This is a genomic window from Novosphingobium sp. ERN07 (assembly GCF_012641335.1).
Lineage (GTDB): Bacteria > Pseudomonadota > Alphaproteobacteria > Sphingomonadales > Sphingomonadaceae > Novosphingobium.
Window position 1 is genome coordinate 74,552 of sequence record NZ_JABAID010000014.1, and the last position, 18,255, is coordinate 92,806.

Annotated in this window: 14 protein-coding genes; 9 read left to right on the forward strand and 5 right to left on the reverse strand. The window is 58.2% G+C overall.

Features of this window, described 5'->3' with window-relative positions:
• Positions 1–247 precede the first annotated feature (247 nt).
• On the reverse strand, positions 248–883 hold the full coding sequence (locus HGI47_RS16480; protein WP_240950244.1) for a sterol desaturase family protein: 636 nt from the start codon (positions 881–883) through the stop codon (positions 248–250).
• Positions 884–902: 19 nt separating this feature from the next.
• Between HGI47_RS16480 and HGI47_RS16485 the strand changes: the two genes are divergently transcribed.
• The gene (locus HGI47_RS16485; protein ID WP_168853867.1) at positions 903–1,055 is read left to right on the forward strand and encodes a hypothetical protein; all 153 of its coding nucleotides are present in this window, start codon (positions 903–905) and stop codon (positions 1,053–1,055) included.
• A gap of 32 nt (positions 1,056–1,087) precedes the next feature.
• The gene (locus tag HGI47_RS16490; protein ID WP_206066248.1) at positions 1,088–1,903 is read left to right on the forward strand and encodes an SDR family oxidoreductase; all 816 of its coding nucleotides are present in this window, start codon (positions 1,088–1,090) and stop codon (positions 1,901–1,903) included.
• Positions 1,904–1,916: 13 nt separating this feature from the next.
• Here the strand turns inward: HGI47_RS16490 and HGI47_RS16495 are convergent, their stop codons facing one another.
• Positions 1,917–3,281: an LTA synthase family protein gene (locus tag HGI47_RS16495; protein ID WP_168853868.1), complete on the reverse strand. Its 1,365-nt coding sequence runs from the start codon at positions 3,279–3,281 to the stop codon at positions 1,917–1,919.
• 228 nt (positions 3,282–3,509) lie between these two features.
• On the opposite strand from HGI47_RS16495, the gene HGI47_RS16500 reads away from it, so the two are divergent.
• From HGI47_RS16500 to HGI47_RS16520, 5 genes are all read left to right on the forward strand, one after another.
• Positions 3,510–4,775, forward strand: a complete 1,266-nt coding sequence (locus HGI47_RS16500; protein ID WP_206066249.1) for a capsule biosynthesis protein — start codon at positions 3,510–3,512, stop codon at positions 4,773–4,775.
• A 242-nt stretch (positions 4,776–5,017) separates the two neighbouring features.
• On the forward strand, positions 5,018–6,076 hold the full coding sequence (locus HGI47_RS16505) for a capsule biosynthesis protein (RefSeq protein ID WP_168853869.1): 1,059 nt from the start codon (positions 5,018–5,020) through the stop codon (positions 6,074–6,076).
• A gap of 2 nt (positions 6,077–6,078) precedes the next feature.
• Positions 6,079–6,876, forward strand: coding sequence for an ABC transporter permease (locus HGI47_RS16510; RefSeq protein ID WP_168853870.1), 798 nt, complete (start codon positions 6,079–6,081; stop codon positions 6,874–6,876).
• Positions 6,873–7,520: an ABC transporter ATP-binding protein gene (locus tag HGI47_RS16515; RefSeq protein WP_168853871.1), complete on the forward strand. Its 648-nt coding sequence runs from the start codon at positions 6,873–6,875 to the stop codon at positions 7,518–7,520. Before HGI47_RS16510 ends, HGI47_RS16515 begins: the two co-directional genes overlap by 4 nt.
• Before the next feature lie 14 nt (positions 7,521–7,534).
• Positions 7,535–8,479 carry an FkbM family methyltransferase gene (locus HGI47_RS16520; RefSeq protein ID WP_168853872.1) on the forward strand — a complete coding sequence of 315 codons (945 nt, stop codon included), beginning with the start codon at positions 7,535–7,537 and terminating at the stop codon, positions 8,477–8,479.
• 69 nt (positions 8,480–8,548) lie between these two features.
• Here the strand turns inward: HGI47_RS16520 and HGI47_RS16525 are convergent, their stop codons facing one another.
• The 3 genes from HGI47_RS16525 to HGI47_RS16535 form a co-directional block, all read right to left on the reverse strand.
• Positions 8,549–9,358, reverse strand: coding sequence for a class I SAM-dependent methyltransferase (locus tag HGI47_RS16525; protein WP_168853873.1), 810 nt, complete (start codon positions 9,356–9,358; stop codon positions 8,549–8,551).
• A gap of 93 nt (positions 9,359–9,451) precedes the next feature.
• Positions 9,452–11,998 (reverse strand): glycosyltransferase family 4 protein, encoded by a 2,547-nt coding sequence (locus HGI47_RS16530; RefSeq protein WP_168853874.1) that lies wholly within the window; start codon positions 11,996–11,998, stop codon positions 9,452–9,454.
• Positions 11,999–12,004: 6 nt separating this feature from the next.
• Complete coding sequence (locus HGI47_RS16535; RefSeq protein WP_168853875.1) at positions 12,005–14,404, reverse strand: glycosyltransferase; 2,400 nt, start codon at positions 14,402–14,404, stop codon at positions 12,005–12,007.
• Between the two features lie 353 nt (positions 14,405–14,757).
• Here HGI47_RS16535 and HGI47_RS16540 point away from each other — a divergent pair, with 353 nt between their 5' ends.
• Both HGI47_RS16540 and HGI47_RS16545 read left to right on the forward strand, forming a co-directional pair.
• Entirely contained in the window at positions 14,758–16,527 is a 1,770-nt protein-coding gene (locus HGI47_RS16540; RefSeq protein WP_168853876.1) for a glycosyltransferase family 2 protein, read from the forward strand.
• Between the two features lie 172 nt (positions 16,528–16,699).
• A partial coding sequence (locus HGI47_RS16545) for a Calx-beta domain-containing protein (RefSeq protein WP_206066250.1) occupies positions 16,700–18,255 on the forward strand: 1,556 nt, incomplete at its 3' end.

Sequence of the window (18,255 nt, forward strand, 5' to 3'; positions counted from 1 at the left end):
CCTGCCATCGGCTTGTGCATGGCCTTGCCGCACGATCGACAATGCCCGGAATAGCCCCACAGTTCGTGCCGCACCCGTTTGCGGTCCGGCCGATGACGACCGAAAATACACCCCAATCCGATCACGCAAATGCCCCCACGCGAGTCTGGAGACATACATATATCCGTTTTGGAAGGATTTCTGAAATAACAATTGTTGTAACAAAGTGGACTTTGGCCACCTTTGTTGCCTGTTTTGGCTCAGGCTCTCAGGCAGGTGGCTTCAACGATTCCACCTGCGTCCTGAACAACCGGTCCAGCGGCAACCCCGATATGGCGTAATTGCCCTCATTCGCGCCGAAATGATGGCGCATGTGGTGCTTCTTGAATGGCAGCCAGATCCGGCTTTTCATTGGCCACTGGTGGCAGGCATAGTGCAGCATGTCATAAACGACATACCCGACGATGAACCCGATGAAAGCCCATGTGCCAGCCGCGCCGAAAAGGGCAAGAAACACCAGCCAGACCGAACCGGTAATCGGAATGCTGGCCACCGGCGGCATAAGATTGCGCAGCGGATCGTTGGGATCGGCATGGTGATTGCCATGCATGATGAACACGAAACTCTGCAGCAGGGAGTGGCGCGGCTTCCAGTGAAAGACCCACCGATGCATGCCGTATTCGAACAGAAACCAGAACAGCAACCCGCCCCCGGCCAGCAGCATCGCTGCCGCTTCATCAGCAGAGCCCCATGCCAGCCACACCAATGCCGGGACCAGCATCGACCAGGTGACAATGAACCCCACCGGGGTAATCACGGTGCACCGTTCCAGCCACTGATTGCTGAACAGCCGGATTTGCTGCGTGTGCGAAGTCGATTCAACCATTGCGATCTTTCTGGACATTACTGCGCGTTGGCTGTCAATGAAGAAACAGTCCGTCAATGTCGGCTCGTCGCAATTCCGCGATGTGCTGCTGGGAACATTAAAAGTCGCTGAACCCGTCCCTGCACACCGCAGTGCAACAAGATTGCAAGTGTTTCGTTTCGTCGCTGGTCGTTTTTCTGCAAACTATTGACGACAAAGAAGATGCCAAGGAAAAATTCCAGAATGGATGCGTTTTTGGGACACGTCCTGATCCTGGGGGCCTCAGGCGAACTTGGCACCGCGCTCGCGCTGGAATGCGCAAAATCCGCCTCCCTTCTGACATTGTGGGGCCGCGATCGAAAACGCCTTGCACTGACCGCCGAACTTTGCAGGAAAGCCGGCGGAACCCGGGTGAACGCCCACTCCGTCGATTTGCTTGATCTTGATGCTGCTCTTGCCGCGCTCCGAGATGAAGATGACCGCACCCCCATCGATACGGTAATTTTCGCCTCAGGCCTGGGGGACATCCGGGCCGCGACAGATACGTTCGACCACCCCGAACTCGTGTCGCGGCTGTATCATGTGAACTGCGTAGCCCCGTCTGCCCTCGGTGCTGAACTAGCCCAACGCATGGCTGCGCGGCCGCAACAAAGCTGGAATGGCGACCGCAAGGGGCATCATATCGTGTTCATTGGATCCGCCGCAGGCTTTGCCCCCATGCCATTTGCCGCCAGCTATGCCGCTTCAAAGGCGGGGCTGGCGCGGTTTGCCGATTCCCTGCGCATTGCCATGCGCCCACATGGCATCAGCGTAACACTGGTTTCACCAGGCTTTATCGATACCGCGGCCGCGCATCGCGTCCCCGGTCCTAAGCCGTTCATGATCTCGCCGCAACGCGGCGCCGGGGCAATTCTCGCCGCCATGCGCGCGCAAAAGGCGCACCTGATCTTCCCTTGGCCTTTCGCCCTTATCCGCCTCGTTCTGCCAGCCTTGCCCCGCCCGATCCGGGACCGCCTGCTTCGCTCGCTTGCACCGCCGGTGCGATCAAATCGCAGGTAATCCCGAATTCGGATCAGCATTCGCCTTTCAGCAGATCCAGCACATGGTGGTGCAGTTGGGCAGGCGTAAAGGTTTGCACCGATCCATTACCTTTCACAGGCTTACCGCAGGCGTCAAAACGCAGCACCACAAAAGGCGTGTGCCGCTCGTTGCCGGGATCGCATAGACCAGGAATGCTTGGTCGGTGGTCGCCGAAGAACACAAGCGTCGCCGGGCGTTTCAGCGCGCGCAATCCGTCAGACAGCTTGGCCAGCATGGCATCGCCTTTGCCAAGCAAGCGCAAGTAAACCGATCTCGGATCATCCCCTGCTGCGGCGTTCCAAGGGCCGTGATTCTCGATGGTCACAGCATAGATCAGCGTAGGGCAAGCCGCATCAGCCGCAAGTCGCAGAATCTCGTCCGCCATTGCGGCGTCCGTAACATACCGCCCTTCGTCTGCTGCGGGCTGCGCAAACCTTTCTTCACCCACCAGTTCAGAAAAGCCGCCCGCTGCCATGATCTCCGCGCGATTGTAAAACCGCATGTCGTGTGGATGGACGAATATTGATCGCCAGCCTGCCCCATTCAGACGCGCGGGCAGCGCATAGCTGGCTTCGCCGGTTGCGGTCAGGAATGGATCGAACCGGCGAAAGCCCAGTTCCGCCTCGCTTCGTCCGAATAGCACGCCATATTCGGTCCGCATGGTGTAGGCCCCAAAGCCATGCACCGCCAACTTGCCATATGACCAAGCCAGCGCCCTCGCCCCATCAAGCGCAGGCAGCGATGGTGCGGCCTCACCAAACAGGTCAGCCGGATCGGCAAACGATTCACACTGGATCAGGATCACCAGTTCGTCATTCTGCACGGCGGCTTCGACAGGCGGCGCAGGATGCGGATCGCCAGTTTCGCGCCAGCGTAGCCAATGTAGAAACACCGTCGGTATCAGGCCATGCCGCTGCACGTCAGCCTCGCTGTCGGGCTGCCTCGCCAGATCGCTCCAGGGTCGCGCGCGGACTGCGGCGCGCAGCATGATGGCGCTCGCGCCGATCACCGCCAGCCCGGCCAGATGCGGTGTCAGTTCAGGCACGAACACGGCCAGCAACAGCAGCGGAACCACCGGGGCCGCCAGCGCGAGCAGCGTCTTCTGCACGCGGGTCAGTGCGGAAAAGTAGAACTGCGGATGGCGGAAGACAGCACCCAACAGGGCAAGGTCGGAAAAGACCAGCGCCTCACCCAGCATAGCGCGCTTGGCGTTCGATATCATCGTGAACAGACCTACCAGCGCCAGCGCCGATCCCGCCGAAACGGGAAGGTTGCCGCTGAGGGCCAGAAACAAGCCAAACGGCAGCGCCGCCAACAGCCACAGCAGGCACGTCCCGGCAAGGCTACGCAAGGTCATGCCCTGGCTCCTACGCGGACGAGCAAGGGCATCCAGAATCACCGATCCGGCCAATAATGCAAATATCGCAAACACTTGCTAAGCCGAAATCCGAAGTTGGCAAAGCTCCGCATAGCAACCGCGTTCCGCGCTGTCACCGGTCGGGAAACACCCAAGCGGATGTAAATCCTGTAGGAATTGCCCAACGCGCCATCGACCCCGCCCCCGCTTCGCGATAAGGCCTCCCGAATGACACCACCGAGCCGCTCCAAGCGCCGCGTTCTGCTGCTCCAAGGCCTCATGGGCCCCCTCTTCCGCCGCCTCGGCCAAGGCTTGTTGAAAGCCGGCCACAGCGTGTACAAGATCAACTTCAACGGCGGCGACCGCCTCTTCTGGCGCCTACCCAACGGCATCGATTACCTCGGCACCCTGGAAGAATGGCCCGAAGCCTTCGCCCATATCCTTGCAGACAAGCAGATCACCGATGTGATGCTGTTCGGCGATTGCCGCGATCACCACATGGCCGCCACAAAGGTCTGCCGCGAACTGAAGATTCCCGTCCACGTCTTCGAGGAAGGCTATATCCGGCCGGATTGGGTGACGTTCGAGCGGGATGGCGTGAACGGCCATTCGCAGCTGCCGCGCGATCCGCAATGGTACCTCGAAACCGCGGCGAAGCTGCCGCCGGTGGAACAGCACGCACCGGTCCCATCTTCATTCCGCCGCCGCGCAATTGAGGGGCTGGCCTACAATCTGGCCGATGTGCTGACGCGGTGGCACTATAACAACTGGAACAACCACCGCCCTTGGCATCCTCTGGTCGAAGGGATGGGCTGGCTGCGCAAGCTGCGCCGCCGCAAAGAGCGCGAGGCGCAAGGGGAAGCGCTGATCCAGCGGCTGGAGGCCAGCAATGCGCCATACTTCCTGTTCCCGCTGCAGCTCGATTCGGATGCGCAGATCCGTCTGCATTCACCGTTTGCGGGCATTGCTGAGGCAACAAAGGTGGTGCTGTCGTCGTTCGCGCAACACGCACCAGCCAACACGCGGCTGGTAATCAAGGAGCACCCTCTCGATAATGGCGTGCGGGACTGGGAACTTGTGTCACGCGATCTGGCGACACGCTTCGGTGTGGCCGACCGGGTGGATTACCTGCCGAGCGGTGACATCGTGCCGATCGCGCGTCGGTCCTTAGGCATGGTCACGATCAACAGCACCAGCGGCACGCTTGGCCTGTCAATGGGCATTCCGGCAGTGGTGCTGGGCACCGCAATCTACGACATCGCACACATAACCGCGGAACACGGGCTGGATGCCTTCTGGAGCGCCCCGCAAGAACCTGATGCTGCCACATTCAATGCTTTTCGCAGGGTGTTGATTGAGCGCTGCCTCATTCCCGGCGGGTTCTTTTCAAACCAAGCGCTGGATATGGTAGTCAGCCATGCGATCGCACGGTTCGACCAAGAGGCCGCTGAAAACGGCGAACAGATTTCCTGTGGCGCTGCAGGACCATATTGAAGCGTGTCAGCCTTGCGCGTCGCAGGCACATAGCCTAGCGGAACGACAATGCTCAACGGCGCCGGCGCGCCACGAAGGCTCGGCGAAGGCTCGTTATGAATGCTGAACAAACATTTCCCGCACTGGACGAGGCCGAGCCACTTCGGGAACTGCAACAACCCGAGTATGCGGAACCACGTCATTCTCCGCCGTCGTTTACGGATCGGTTGAAGAAGCGACGCTGGTTTCTTGCAGCTGTAGTTTTGCCCACACTGCTGGCAACTCTGTACTTCGGATTCATCGCATCAGATGTCTTCGTTTCGGAATCCCGCTTCGTCGTCAAAAGCCCGGATCAGAAACGATCACAAGTGTCCTCGCTCGCTAACCTGATCCAGACGACCGGGCTTTCCGGCGGACAGGAGCAAACCAACGAAATCCTTGGATTCGTGCAATCGCGCGACGCCTTGAAAGGATTGGAGCGGGATGCCGGTATTCGGCAGAAATTCGCCGCATCACAAATCGATTTCCTGTCCCGCTTTCCGCAACCGTTTCAGAGCAACACGTTCGAAGATCTCTACAAGTATTACGGCAAGATGGTCGAAGCCCGTCTGGACAGCGAAACCGGACTCGCGGTGATCAAAGTCAAAGCTTACACTGCGCGGGACGCCTTCGAGATCAACCTGAAGCTCCTTGAACAGAGCGAGGCGCTGGTAAACCGGCTGAACGCGCGCGCGCAAAGCCGCGGTATCGCCGAAGCGCAAAAGCAGGTGGAACTGGCATCGGCGCGCGCGCGCGAAGCGCGGCTTGCACTGGCATCGTTTCGAAATCGTCAGGAAGTGATCGATCCAGCGAAGCAGGCCACCGGCGTGATCGAGATTTCCAACAACCTGATCGCACAACGCGCCGCAATGATGGCGCAGCTTGATCAGATGCAACGACTGACCCCCGCGAATCCATCTATTCCGGCCCTGCAAAATCGCATCAGCGCCATCTCCGTGCAAATCGCAGCGCAGGATAGTCGTGTCGTTGGCACCAGCACCGGTATCGCCTCGAAACTGGGCGGATACGAAAATCTTTTGGTCGAACAGGAGTTCGCCACTGAAAGTCTGAACGCGGCCAATGCCGGACTGGTGCAGGCGCGTGCAGAAGCGCAGCGCCAGCAGTTCTATCTGGAGCGCGTGGTCGATCCGAACCTGCCCGATACCCCATTGCTGCCGAAGCGCCTGCTGAACATCCTGACGGTCTTTGCGGCTGCGCTCTGTCTCTACTTCATCGTGTGGATGTTCGTGGTCGGCGTACTCGAACACGCCTCGGACGATTGATAATGGTTCCGGGCAGTCTGCGCAGGTTGCAAAGCGCGTGGGAGGTCCAGACCCGGGTCATCCACGCGCTCGTTATTCGTGAATTGTCTACTCGCTTCGGGCGGGAGAATATCGGCTTCCTCTGGATCATGGTGGAGCCGCTGCTTTTTGCGAGTCTGGTCGGATTGCTCTGGAGCTTAGCCAAGGGGCCTGAAGAACACGGAATCAGTGTCGTCGCCTTCGTTGCCACGGGATACATTCCACTGACCCTTTTTCGCCACAGCGTGCAGCGAAGCGTTCTCGTATTCACGACCAACAGCAGTCTGCTTTACCATCGCCAGATCAAGATCATGGATTTCATTCTTGCCCGGTTCATCATCGAGATGATGGGCTGTATGATGGCTTATTTGTTCATCGGGCTGATTCTTATCGCCACAGGCTTCATGCCCGTTCCGGCAGACATCGGGCTGTTTCTTGCCGGATGGGCGCTCTATTCGCTGTTCTGCCTCTCAATCTGCCTTGTTCTTTCGCCGCTTTCCGAAATTTCGGACGTGATGGAAAAATTCATCCCGGTTACCACTTATGTGATGATCCCCTTTTCCGGCGCTTTCAACATGTCATCCTGGCTGACGCCGACCATGCGCGAATTCCTGATGCTGTCACCGTTCGTCAATGGCATGGAGATGATGCGCAAGGGCATCTGGGGCATCAAGGTCACCGCATATTACGACGTCTGGAATCCGATCATCTGTTCGGCGGTCCTGATCGGGATCGGCTTACCGCTGTGCCGCCGGGTTCGCAAAACACTGGCTGTCGAATGATCGTCTGTCGCGACATCTGCAAGGAGTACCGCCACGCAGGTCTGCGCAAGCAGGTGCTGCGCAATGTGAACCTCACCGTTCAGCGGGGTGACCGCATTGCCCTGCTCGGCCGCAACGGCGCAGGCAAGACGACGCTGATCAAGCTTATCGGCGGGGTTGAAATGCCGACATCGGGCAGGATCGAACATCACATGTCGATCTCTTGGCCGCTGGGGTTTGCCGGCGGATTTCAGGGCAGCCTGACCGGTTATGACAATGCCCGGTTCATTGCGCGAATCTACCAGCGCGAATATGCCGCCATTCGTGACTTCGTTGAAGATTTTACCGAACTCGGTTCCCAACTGCGGATGCCGGTGAAGACCTATTCTTCGGGTATGCGTGCACGTTTGGCCTTCGCGCTGTCCCTGGCGATCGAATTCGAATGCTACCTGATCGACGAAATCATTCTGGTGGGCGATCAGAATTTTCATCGCAAATGCCGCGTCGAACTGTTCGAGAAACGTGCCGACCGCACGATGATCCTGGCATCGCACGATACCGGCACGGTCCGCGAGCTGTGCAACCGCGCCGTGATCATCGATCAGGGGCAGGCAACGGCTTACGATGATGTCAATTTCGCCGTGGATTCCTATTCGGCGCTCTGACAGGGGCTTGGCTCATGGATTATCTTGCTTTTTCGCAGCGAAATCTGGTTGCGCGCGAAGCCACGCGGCACAAGGCTTTTGCATCGTCGGAAATCGAACGTTGCAATTACGAACTGGGCTATCGCGGCTTCGTGAATTGCAAGGCGGCGCAGGGCGAACAGTCCTTCGTCATGTTCAACAACGCCGACGATGTAGTCGCCGGACACTATATGTATGCCGGCCCCGCCTCGTTTGAAACCGGCACGCTGAAGCTGTGGTGCCATCTCGCACGGCAGGCGCAATGGATCTATGACATCGGAGCCTTTACCGGTGTATTCGCACTTGCCGCGATTGCCGCCAACCCCGCAAGCCGCGTCATGGCATTCGAGCCGTCCTTCGTGACCTATAGCCGTATGCTGGTGAACATTGCCGCCAACGGTTTCGGCGGCCACATCGCGCCGTTGCGGGCAGGCTTGGGTTCAATGGAAAGCGAGCTGGACCTCCAGCATCCCTCTGGCGTCTATGTAATGTCGAGCGATGAAACTTTTGTCGAAGGCAAGATCGCCGACGCCTGGTTCACCGAAAAGGTTGCGCTGTTCCGCCTGGATCATCTTCTCGCGAACCAAGAAAGATACCGCCGCGAAATCGTCATTTCCACGCATTTCGCGGGAGCAGACCTGATCAAGATCGATGTCGAAGGCTTTGAAACCGAAGTCATTGCCGGAATGAAAGCCACGATCGCCGCCCATCGGCCGTGTGTCATCGTCGAATGCCTCGATGACAACGACCAAATTCTGGATACGCCGGTGGTGAGGGCCCGGATCGCGACCCTGATGGATCAGTTCGGTCCCGGCTATCAGGTCCGGCACATAGACGAAGCCAGCGGCCGGTTCAGCGACGACATTCGGGGCCGGAACAACCTGTTCATCCACGAAGACAGGTTGGACCTGATCGACGGTTATAGCGGGTATGACGATTGAACGCCTGATCGACACAGGCCGTATCACCAGAATGCGATACGGCCTGTTTGCTAATTAACAATGCCGGGATCAGCGAGGCAGACCGATCCGCCATTTCTGGTCCGACGCGAAGACGACGCCGACCACCCCCCACAGACTGTCCCGCCATAGTGGCCGGCAAAAACGGCGTACGGGATTGGCGCCATCAATCAGATAGATCGTGTCTACCCGGCTGATCTCGTCAAGGGCATCGCACACGCCTTTGTGCATCTCGTCGCCTTCCCAGACGCTGTCGTGGAAAAGGAAGATGCCATCATTGGCCACGAATTCTTCGTAGAGCGCATAGTCGGCAAGCGCACCGTAGGCGGTATGGTCACCATCAATGAACACCGCATCTAGTTTGTTGCTGCCAAGGATTTCGCGCACGGCGTTGACCGCATCTGGTGTTCGGCTGGATGCGATAACCGCGTGGAATGTCTGCCCCGGCTTCAATGACGCACGCAGCAGGGCGTCGCGTTCCGGGTCATCCTGCACGTCGATGCCGATGAGCACCGCGTCAGGATCGAGCAGCGAGGAAATGTAGGCGAGGTTGCCGCGATCGAAAATGCCGATCTCAAGATAGAACTTCTTGCCGCGCAGCATTCGGAACGCACGCAGCACGTCGGCCACATAGGGGTCACCATATTCGCCCACGCGGAACTTGGCCCGGCTGCTGACGGTATCGGCGATTTCCTGTTCTGTCGCGACTGGTTGCGCCACGTCAAGCCGGGGATCGACGAGATAGAACGAGCGCGGAAGGGGCGCAAATGGTGCACCGACTGCGTGATCGGCGGGATTGAGCGTCTCGATCTTCCGTGATGGCTGAACGAACTGACTGGGGTAAGCGATTTCTGTTTCCATACGTCTGAACAGCCTTGTCAATTAAGGCCCTACGCTTCCAGCGGGCTTGATCGTTGTCAACGCGAAAAGCGCGCGCCGGCGAAGCTTGGGCGATTATCCGATGCTGAGATTGTTGAAGTGGAAATCGATGGCCGGGAACACGATTTCGGCGTTTGCATCACGACCACCGTTTCGCGGTCGCGAGAGAAGCAGCACCTTGTCATGCCCCTTGCTGACACCATAACAGGCAAGGTTCAACTGGGCAGATCCCCCTGGCTCGATTACGCTCCAGTTTGACATGGCGATGTCATCAGGCGTTCCACCGTCCTGAATCAGTTTTAGCACATCGGATGCTTCAACCTGCGAGCGGGCCAGCGCAATCGCGACTTCGGCACCGTCGTTGTCCGTCCGCGCATTGCGCACGTGCGCAACCAAACGGCTTATCCGGCGCCACGGCCCTGCGAGTTCACCGATCGTGACGTGTCCTTCAAGAGGATGAACAAGCGCGGCACCGGCGCTGTCCTGCCAGCCGACAGGTTCCCACGATCGCACCGGGCCCACAGGATTGATCCGGAATATCTGTCGCAACTGATCTTCGCCGTAAACGAGCGACCGTACTTCAGTCTGCGCGGGAATCTGCACCGGGTCGACGCTAAGCAACCGGGCTTGCCAGCCAGCCGCGATGCCGATCTGATCGAGCAATCCGGCAGCAATGCGCTTGTTCGTTTCAGGCTGCTGCTGCTGCAAGGTATCGAGCGTTCCTGCCAGAACTGGCATCACGACCACCCCTTCCCCGCGCAACGCGCAGGTACGGGCGAATACCTCGAACCAGAAAGCTCCCGCCCAGGGATCGAACGGGATGCGCGAAACCGCGCACGCGTTCAAAAGGCAAAGCGGCGGCGCGATACGACTTGACAGAAGCGCCGTAGACGGTGCCTCGCCGGAATAGATCCGGACGAAATCGCTGCGCCCCGTGTTGCCATCGACCAGTTCGATCTGACCGCTGACAATCGCAAGCGACGGATCGGCCTGCATGACCCTGATCGCATCTGGGACGAAACCGGGCGATACCTCGTAACCGAATGGAAGCAGAAACACCGTTCGACGCCGCAGCGAAACCAGACGCTGACCAAACATTTGCGGGCATTCGCGATTGCCGGAGCTGAGCGCCAGCGTCCATCCGCGCTTGCGAACAAGCGCAGCTTCCTCTCCGTCAGGCGCGAAGCTGGCGTGCGGCAACTGGAAAACGATTTCGTATGCTTTGCCGGCAGCCTCCAGTTCCTGCTCGATCTGACAGACGACATCGAACTGACGATGGAATTCCGATGGCGATTGGGCACCATAAGCCACGATTGCGGTGCCGGGCTGTAGATCGGCAGCCGGGAGAACATCCGCAGTCGGCAGCGACAAATCCCCCAGCCAGTACGGATCGTCAGGCACGGCATCGACGAACGACGTCTGCTGCCAAGTAAGCGCGCGCTCCATCGTGTCCGCCAGCGACATGACCGACCCATCGAACAGAAGGCAATTATCACCATCATGCCAGCGAAAGTCATTGCCGAAAGCTGGGCAGGCACCGTTGAGTATGACTTTGCGCCCGGCCAGCGCTGCTTCGAATGCAAAAAGGCAGAGGCTTTCATAGTCGGAAGGCACGACCACGATCGAATTGTCGATATACATCAGCCGTTCATCCGGCTCGGCCTTTTCAAGGAAGAGAATGCGCTGCGCCATCGCTGTGGGTACCAGCGCCTTCAACCCGTCGACGAAGGCACGATCCCAGCCGTTGCAGACGAGCCGGAATCGCCCATCGTGATTGGGATGCCGTTCCAAAAACAGAATCGCCGCGCGGATGAAAAGATCAGGCCGCTTTACCGGTTGCAACCGCGAGCCGAACAGGAAATCACTACACGCGCGATTGTCCTGTGGCGGTACGACCTTGTCAGCGCGCTCGTAGCTATCTGGCCCAGTCTTGAGAAACACCGGGGGAAATTCAAGCCTCGACCGCGACTCCCATCGCTGTTCAAGACCATAAAATCGAGCGGTGTGAGCCGTAATCTGAGGATCATGGCCGACGATCAGATCGGCATGGGCAAACAAGTGACGCTCGGCATCGAACATGATGCCCGCCCAGTGGCCGGGATCGTTGGCATAGCGTTCGACGCCATAAAGCATTCCCTGCGTTGAATGGATGCGGGCACTGATCAATGTGTCGGCAAACGCGAGCCTCGCCCGCTTGGCTTCAATCGTGGCCACCGCCCAACCGCCAAAATCGGGGAACTCGATTATGTCGAAAGGCGCACCTCGACGCTCCTCGGCCGCAAGCAATCCCAAGTAATAGGCGTAGGAGTTGCCGTAAAGCCATTCGGTCGTCCAGGGATGTTCCTGAGCGCGCGCCAGCAGTTGCGCCATCTGCGTCGGCGTCGTCGGCAGCGACGGACAGACATGGACCGTCGCAATGTTCGCGAATGCCGCTTGCAGCAGGTCACCGGCATCAGGTCGGGAATCAAGCAGTGCCTGCGGGACCAGGAAATGGAACTCGGCCGGCAGGCCCATTTCCTGGTTAAGTTTGGCAAAATTGTAGAGCATTCGGCCAATTCCGCCCGGCCCGAGCGGATAAAGTTCGTTAGTGACGAAGCAGATCGCCTTTTTCGGGGGTGCCATCGTCGCTCAAAGCTCCAAAAAGTCCGCATAGTTCCGCGTAGCGACAGAATGGCGACGATCCAGATGCTGCGCGATCATCTGCAGCATTCCATCGGAATCGCCCCGAAGCACTTCGACGATCTTCTCGATATCCTTGGCCAAGAGCGCGGGGTTATCAAGATGGCTGGTCGTGCAGAGCGTGACCAACGGATCGTTGGCGAATTCCTCGACCTCTAGCGGACCAGTCAACGCAGGCGTGCCCACGGCGAGACTTTCAAGCTGCGTCATTGGTTGGCATTCGGCCAGCGTCGCGATCAGCGTCAGGGAACTGCGTGCCATTTCGTCGAGCAGATCCTTGCCGCGCAGATACCCTACCAGCCGCAGCTTTCGCAGATCGTGAATGCTTTCCAGACCATTGGGAAAATTCGCGGTTTTGACCACATCCACATTGCGCGCCAGCGATCCGGCCATGATGTTGGTGAACAGATTCTTGCGCCAACCGACATCCAGCGGCGCATAGACTTCGGCATGCGCACTGCGCCGCCCCGAAACCATCGGGATGTTCGGGGCATAGTTGATGATCGTGCCGGGCCAAAAGCCTTCGATGGCGCGATGAAACCCCGGCTTTACCGAAGCTATCCCATCAAGCACTCCGAAGCGCAAACGGTTCAGCAGTTTGGCAATAACAACCATTTCGAAGCGGTGATCGAATTGTGCGGTCGTGACATGGCTGATCATGTAGTACTTGATCGTGGGACCAAGCACGCTCCGAAGATAGAGCAGCAACGCATCCATGTTTTCGGAATAACCCTGAAAACAGATGCGTTCGACTCCCAACCGCGCCGCATTTTCGGCAATCGCCCGCTTTTCATCTTCCGTCAGCGTTTCGTGCGCGGAAATCAGCAGTTTGTGACCGGGGCTGTAGGCAGAAGCCTGACGAATGCCATGCCACTCATGATGAGCGACATGCAGAACCCGTTCAAAGCCGTCGGCCTTGTGGCTCGATCTGACCATCGGCAGACTGTCGAAAACGGGACCAACATGGTTTGGTCGTGCGCTGGGCGCCACGCCCCCTGATGGCGCCGGTGCCCTGTATTCGCCACTCGGCCGCGCGCGCCCCTCGTGCCGGCCATGCATGATGTAGTGTGCAAAGCCCGACTTTTGCTTGCCATCTCGGACAGCAGCGGCAACGTCAGGATTGGCTGCGAGATAGGCACCGTCATCGAAATCGTGCGGCGGCGGAACGTCGACGTTGAGCTTGCGCAGCAAGGGCAGAACGACGCTCCACGTGCCGTTTGGGGGCACGGGAGAAAGCTTGCGATTCCGTATTATTGCGGAAAACCTTCGATCCGCCAGCGCAGCATTCGCCGCAGCTATTGCCCAGGCAAGATCGCTCTCTCCTCGTGAAAGCTGCTGAACGGCGGGCAGCGCTGCCGCCGCCTGCCGGGGCGAAACTGGCGCGCCTGCGGATTCCACTGCCTGCGCCTGCAACGTCAAACCGAGAGAAACCGCAGATTGGTTGAGGTTACGCCGCAGGAAGCGGTTGCGCACTATCGGGGTGTACTGCTGATGCAGGGAAACCTGATCCACCACGGTATTGCGATATTCCGGCGCTGTTGCATCGGACCGGTCACGGTGGTGATAAAACGCCAATGATTTTGGCAGGACGCCAATGTTGGCGCGCAGCAAAAACTCCAGATTGAAGAGCCAATCGCCCAACACAGGCAGCGTTTCGTCAAAACCTCCGACGCTGTCATAGATCGACCGTCGGAAAAGAAACGAAATCGGGGGAAACAGATTTTTATCTAAAACCGCTTCAAGGTCGACGCCGACGAGCCGGTTCTGATACGGCTTGCGCTGAATTTCGACTACCTCGTCATCGCGGATCAGCTCAGATATGTACGTAGAGTGGCTTACCACCCCACCGTACAAATGATCTGGATTTTCTTCGAGAAACTGCACAGTATTCGCGAGAAATTCTGGCGCCCACGAATCATCGTCATCGTGAATGACGATGTATTCAGATTTTACGGCATTGACACCGAGGTTTGATGCCGCCTCCATGCCAAGTGAATATTTGTTTGAAATGATTTCAACGCGATTTTCATCAATCCCACAGCCAGAAATGACGCGCCTTACAACAGAATCATCGCCACCATCGTTAACAACGACCCAGCAATAATCTTTGAATGATTGCGAAAGGACACTTTGCGCTGCACGCTTTAGAAGAATTTCGCGATCTTTTGTGCGAGTTACTATGGAAACTTTATAATAACCAACTGCAGCGGCTGCGCTTACAGCGGTAGAAATATCAGGATTACCAGGCACCAATAACTCTCCACCTGCCACAAAGCGCCACAGCCCCCACCAAGGCACCGGATAGGCAAACGGCAGCGCTTTATCTAGCGAATTTTCCCCGACATGCATTTAGTTCGCGCGAGATCGGACCATTCACCTCCGCTTCCGCAAGGGAGCCTCCAAGGCAGCTTCAACGAGGGAATGACCTGCGAAATGACGATTGCACCGTCAATCCTGCACGATTTACGGCACTGACGAGTTGATGGTGAGTCACTGGGCGGTGTATCGAACGACGGTGATAGGCACCATGAAAAGAGCATCACCTTTTGCTGCACTGCACACCTTTATAATGTAGGCCGAGATCGAATGAACATTTCAACCTGCTGGCAACCTGTTTGAGCATCCCATCCAATTCGAAAATCGGCAATGGTCCTCGCCGGCCCGTCGGTTGGACATCCGTCATCGCAGCGTTGTCCGCGCGTATGGCCTGGCTTTCGCTGTATCTGTCCGTATTGGTCCGGCACCCGCTTGAAGGGCTTGCCATCGCCTGGTGGTGGCTCGCGCGGCGGCGCCTCCGTGCATTGGGGCGGCTGAGAGCGGCGGCTGCCGGGCTGCCGCAGGTCTATCGATGGTGGTCCGTGCTGCATCGCAGCAGCTTTGAAGATCCGTGGCCGCCAGGATTGCCCGCACCACATATCATTATTCATCTCCATCTTGCGTCAGGTCACGATGCCGAAGCTGCACGCCGCGCGTGCCTGTCGGTTTTTCGGCAATCGTACACCGCATGGACGTTGATCGTAACAACGCAGGACGGCACGCCGATATTGCCACACCATGCCGGCTTGCACATTGCCCCTGGTACGTTTCCTACGCGCGCGGCAGCTTTGCGACATGTGCTGGCCACGGCATCGTGCGAATACATCGTACCGATTGATTCGAGCATCCAGCTTACACGAGGGGCGCTGCATGCTTATGCCGCGACGATTTCAGACATGTCGCCCGCAGCTTCCCGTTCAATTCATCCTGTCGTTTACGCCGATCAGGACGAACTGGACGAACACGGCAATCAGACCAACCCGTGGCTGAAGCCTGAATGGAATCCCGAAATGTTCGTCGCGCAGGATTACCTGTCGGCCGCCTGCGCATTGCCCCGGCAAGCGGCATGGTCAACGCTAGAACGCGCGCCATCGCTCGACGAGACGCCCGACGATGGCATTGTCTCGTGTCTGCTTGCTTACATGTTGATTGGCCAGAATGCGCCAAGCCCAGTACATATCGACTACATTGCCGCTACAACAGCGGACCGCGCCTGGCAGATTCTTCCTCCGGGGCGGATGGAGGCAATTCGACGGCTGCTCCCCGATGCGAGCATGAAGCGTGGGCCGTTCGGCACGCTTGACTGCACACATCCTGTCCCGCCATTCGCGCCAAAAGTCAGCATCATCGTCCCGACCCGCGACCGGATCGATCTTTTGCGACCGTGCATCGACAGCGTTCTGCGATTGACTGATTATCCTGACTATGAATTGATCATTGTCGACAACGGAAGCAGGGAGAACGAAACCCTTGCCTATTTCGACCAAGCGAGTGGGGATTTGCGAGTCAGGGTGCTTCGCTGGCCGTATGCCTACAATTATTCGGCAATCAACAATTTCGCCGTAGCCCAAGCGTCAGGGCAGTATATCTGTCTCCTCAACAATGACACCGAAGTTATCGCACCCCAATGGCTGAGCGTCATGATGTCCCACGCGATTGGTCAGGACATCGGTGCGGTTGGTGCAAGGCTGCTGTACGCCGACAGGTCGATCCAGCACGCAGGGGTAGTGATCGGCATGGGGGGGGCTGCTGGGCATGCTCATCGCGGAATTCCAGAAGACGACCCCGGCTATTTCGCCCAATCACTGATCGCTCGTCAGGCAACCGCCGTGACAGCGGCCTGCCTTGTCGTATCAAAGGCCAAGTTCGAAAGCGTCGGAGGTCTGGACGAAAGAGACCTGGCCATCGCCTATAACGATATCGATCTCTGCTTGAAGCTTCGTGGACAGGGGTTACGGAACATCTACGAACCCCGCGCCCTGCTATACCATTATGAAAGCAAGTCTCGCGGCCTAGATTTCGCGCCAGAGCACCTCGCGCGATACTTGCGCGAACTAGGCGTTTTTCAGCAGCGCTGGAGCACCGTAGGCTTTCGCGACCCAACGCATCATCGAATGCTTGATCCTGCAAGCGAGACGTACCGTCTGAAGGTGTGATCCGGGATGTGGTTTCCTGGATGTGCTGCGCCAGTGGACGTTAAACAAGCCAAAACGGCCTTTTTGCGGAATCAGTCCGTTTCGGACGTCTAACTCTTTGATTTCCAGCTTGAGCCATAAAAAAAATAAGTAATAAGTTCATTTTGGAGAATTCACAAAGAGAGCGATTCGTATGACCATTGCTTCAGTGTCAAACGCGACTGCAATCGAAGGAAACAATCTCTCTTTTACTGTCACGTTGAATCAGGCGGCCGCTGGCACGGAAACCGTTCGGTACCGCTTCCTGACCGGAAATGGGCTTGGCACTGCGGACGACCAGAACACCAGTTGGTCGGGTGACATGGGCGATATCTATCAACTGACCTTTGCTGCCGGCGAGACGAGCAAGGTCATCACGGTATTTGCGCCGAATGATTCCGTTGACGAGGTCGACGAGAATTTCACGCTGGAGCTTTTTGATCCCGCCAACCTTGAGCTGGCAGGCGGCGGGCCTGCGCTGCGCGCAATGGGGATCGTGCAGGACAACGACGGTACGGGTACGAATCTCGCCGTGCTGGTTGGCTCGCCGATCGTGTACGAAAACGATAGCGGCAATGCCGTGGCTCGCTTCGAAGTGCGCTTGTCGCGCCCGCACACTTCTGCGCTCTCCATCGCATACAGCACCATAGATGGTTCAGCGATGGCGGGGCAGGATTATCTTGCGACGTCGGGTACGCTTAACATCGCCGCCGGGCAGGTCGTCGGGTTCGTCGACGTGCCCGTCATCGGCGACAGGACGATCGAAGCGACAGAAACCTTCTTCCTCAAGATCACTCCGCCCGGCGCCGCCACCTCAACGGACGGCTCGGTGGGTATCGCGACGATTCTCAACGATGATTCTGCCACCGATCAACCGACGATCTCCGTCAGCAGCTATGGCGTGGTCGAAGGCGACTACATGGCGTTCACCGTCACGATGGACCAACCCTCTGCAGGCTCGGTCACCGTGAATTATCGTTTCCTGACCGGGAACGGCCTTGGCACGGCGAGCGACCCGAACACCAGTTGGTCGGGCGACATGGGTGAGATCAGGCAACTTGTCTTCACGCCCGGCCAGACAACCCAAACCGTACAGATCTACGTGCCGTCGGATTCGCTCGACGAGGTCGACCAGAACCTGACGATGGAACTGTTCGATCCCACCAATGCCGAACTGGCAGGCGGTGGTCCGGCCCTGCGTTCGATGGGCATCGTGCTCGACGATGATGGTTCCGGCTCGAACCTTGCCGTGCTGGTCGGATCGCCGATCGTCTACGAAGGCGACAGCGGCACCCGCATGGCCCGCTTCGAAGTGCGCCTGTCCCAGCCCCACACCGCAGCGCTTTCGCTCGCCTACACGACGGTCGACGGCTCAGCGGTTGCCGGGCAGGACTATACGGCAACTTCGGGCACACTCACACTCGTGGCCGGACAAGTGGTGGGCTATGTCGACGTGCCCGTCACGGGCGACAGGACGATCGAAGCTACCGAGTTCTTCTCCCTGAAAGTCACGCCACCCGCAGCGGCCCCGTCGACCGCGGGCACCGTTGGCATCGCGACGATCCTCAACGACGACGCTACCATCGATCAGCCGGCCATCTCCGTCAGCAACTATGGCGTGCTTGAAGGCGATTACATGGCGTTCACCGTCACGTTGGACCAGCCATCGGCCGCGTCGGTTACCGTCAACTATCGTTTCCTGACCGGCAA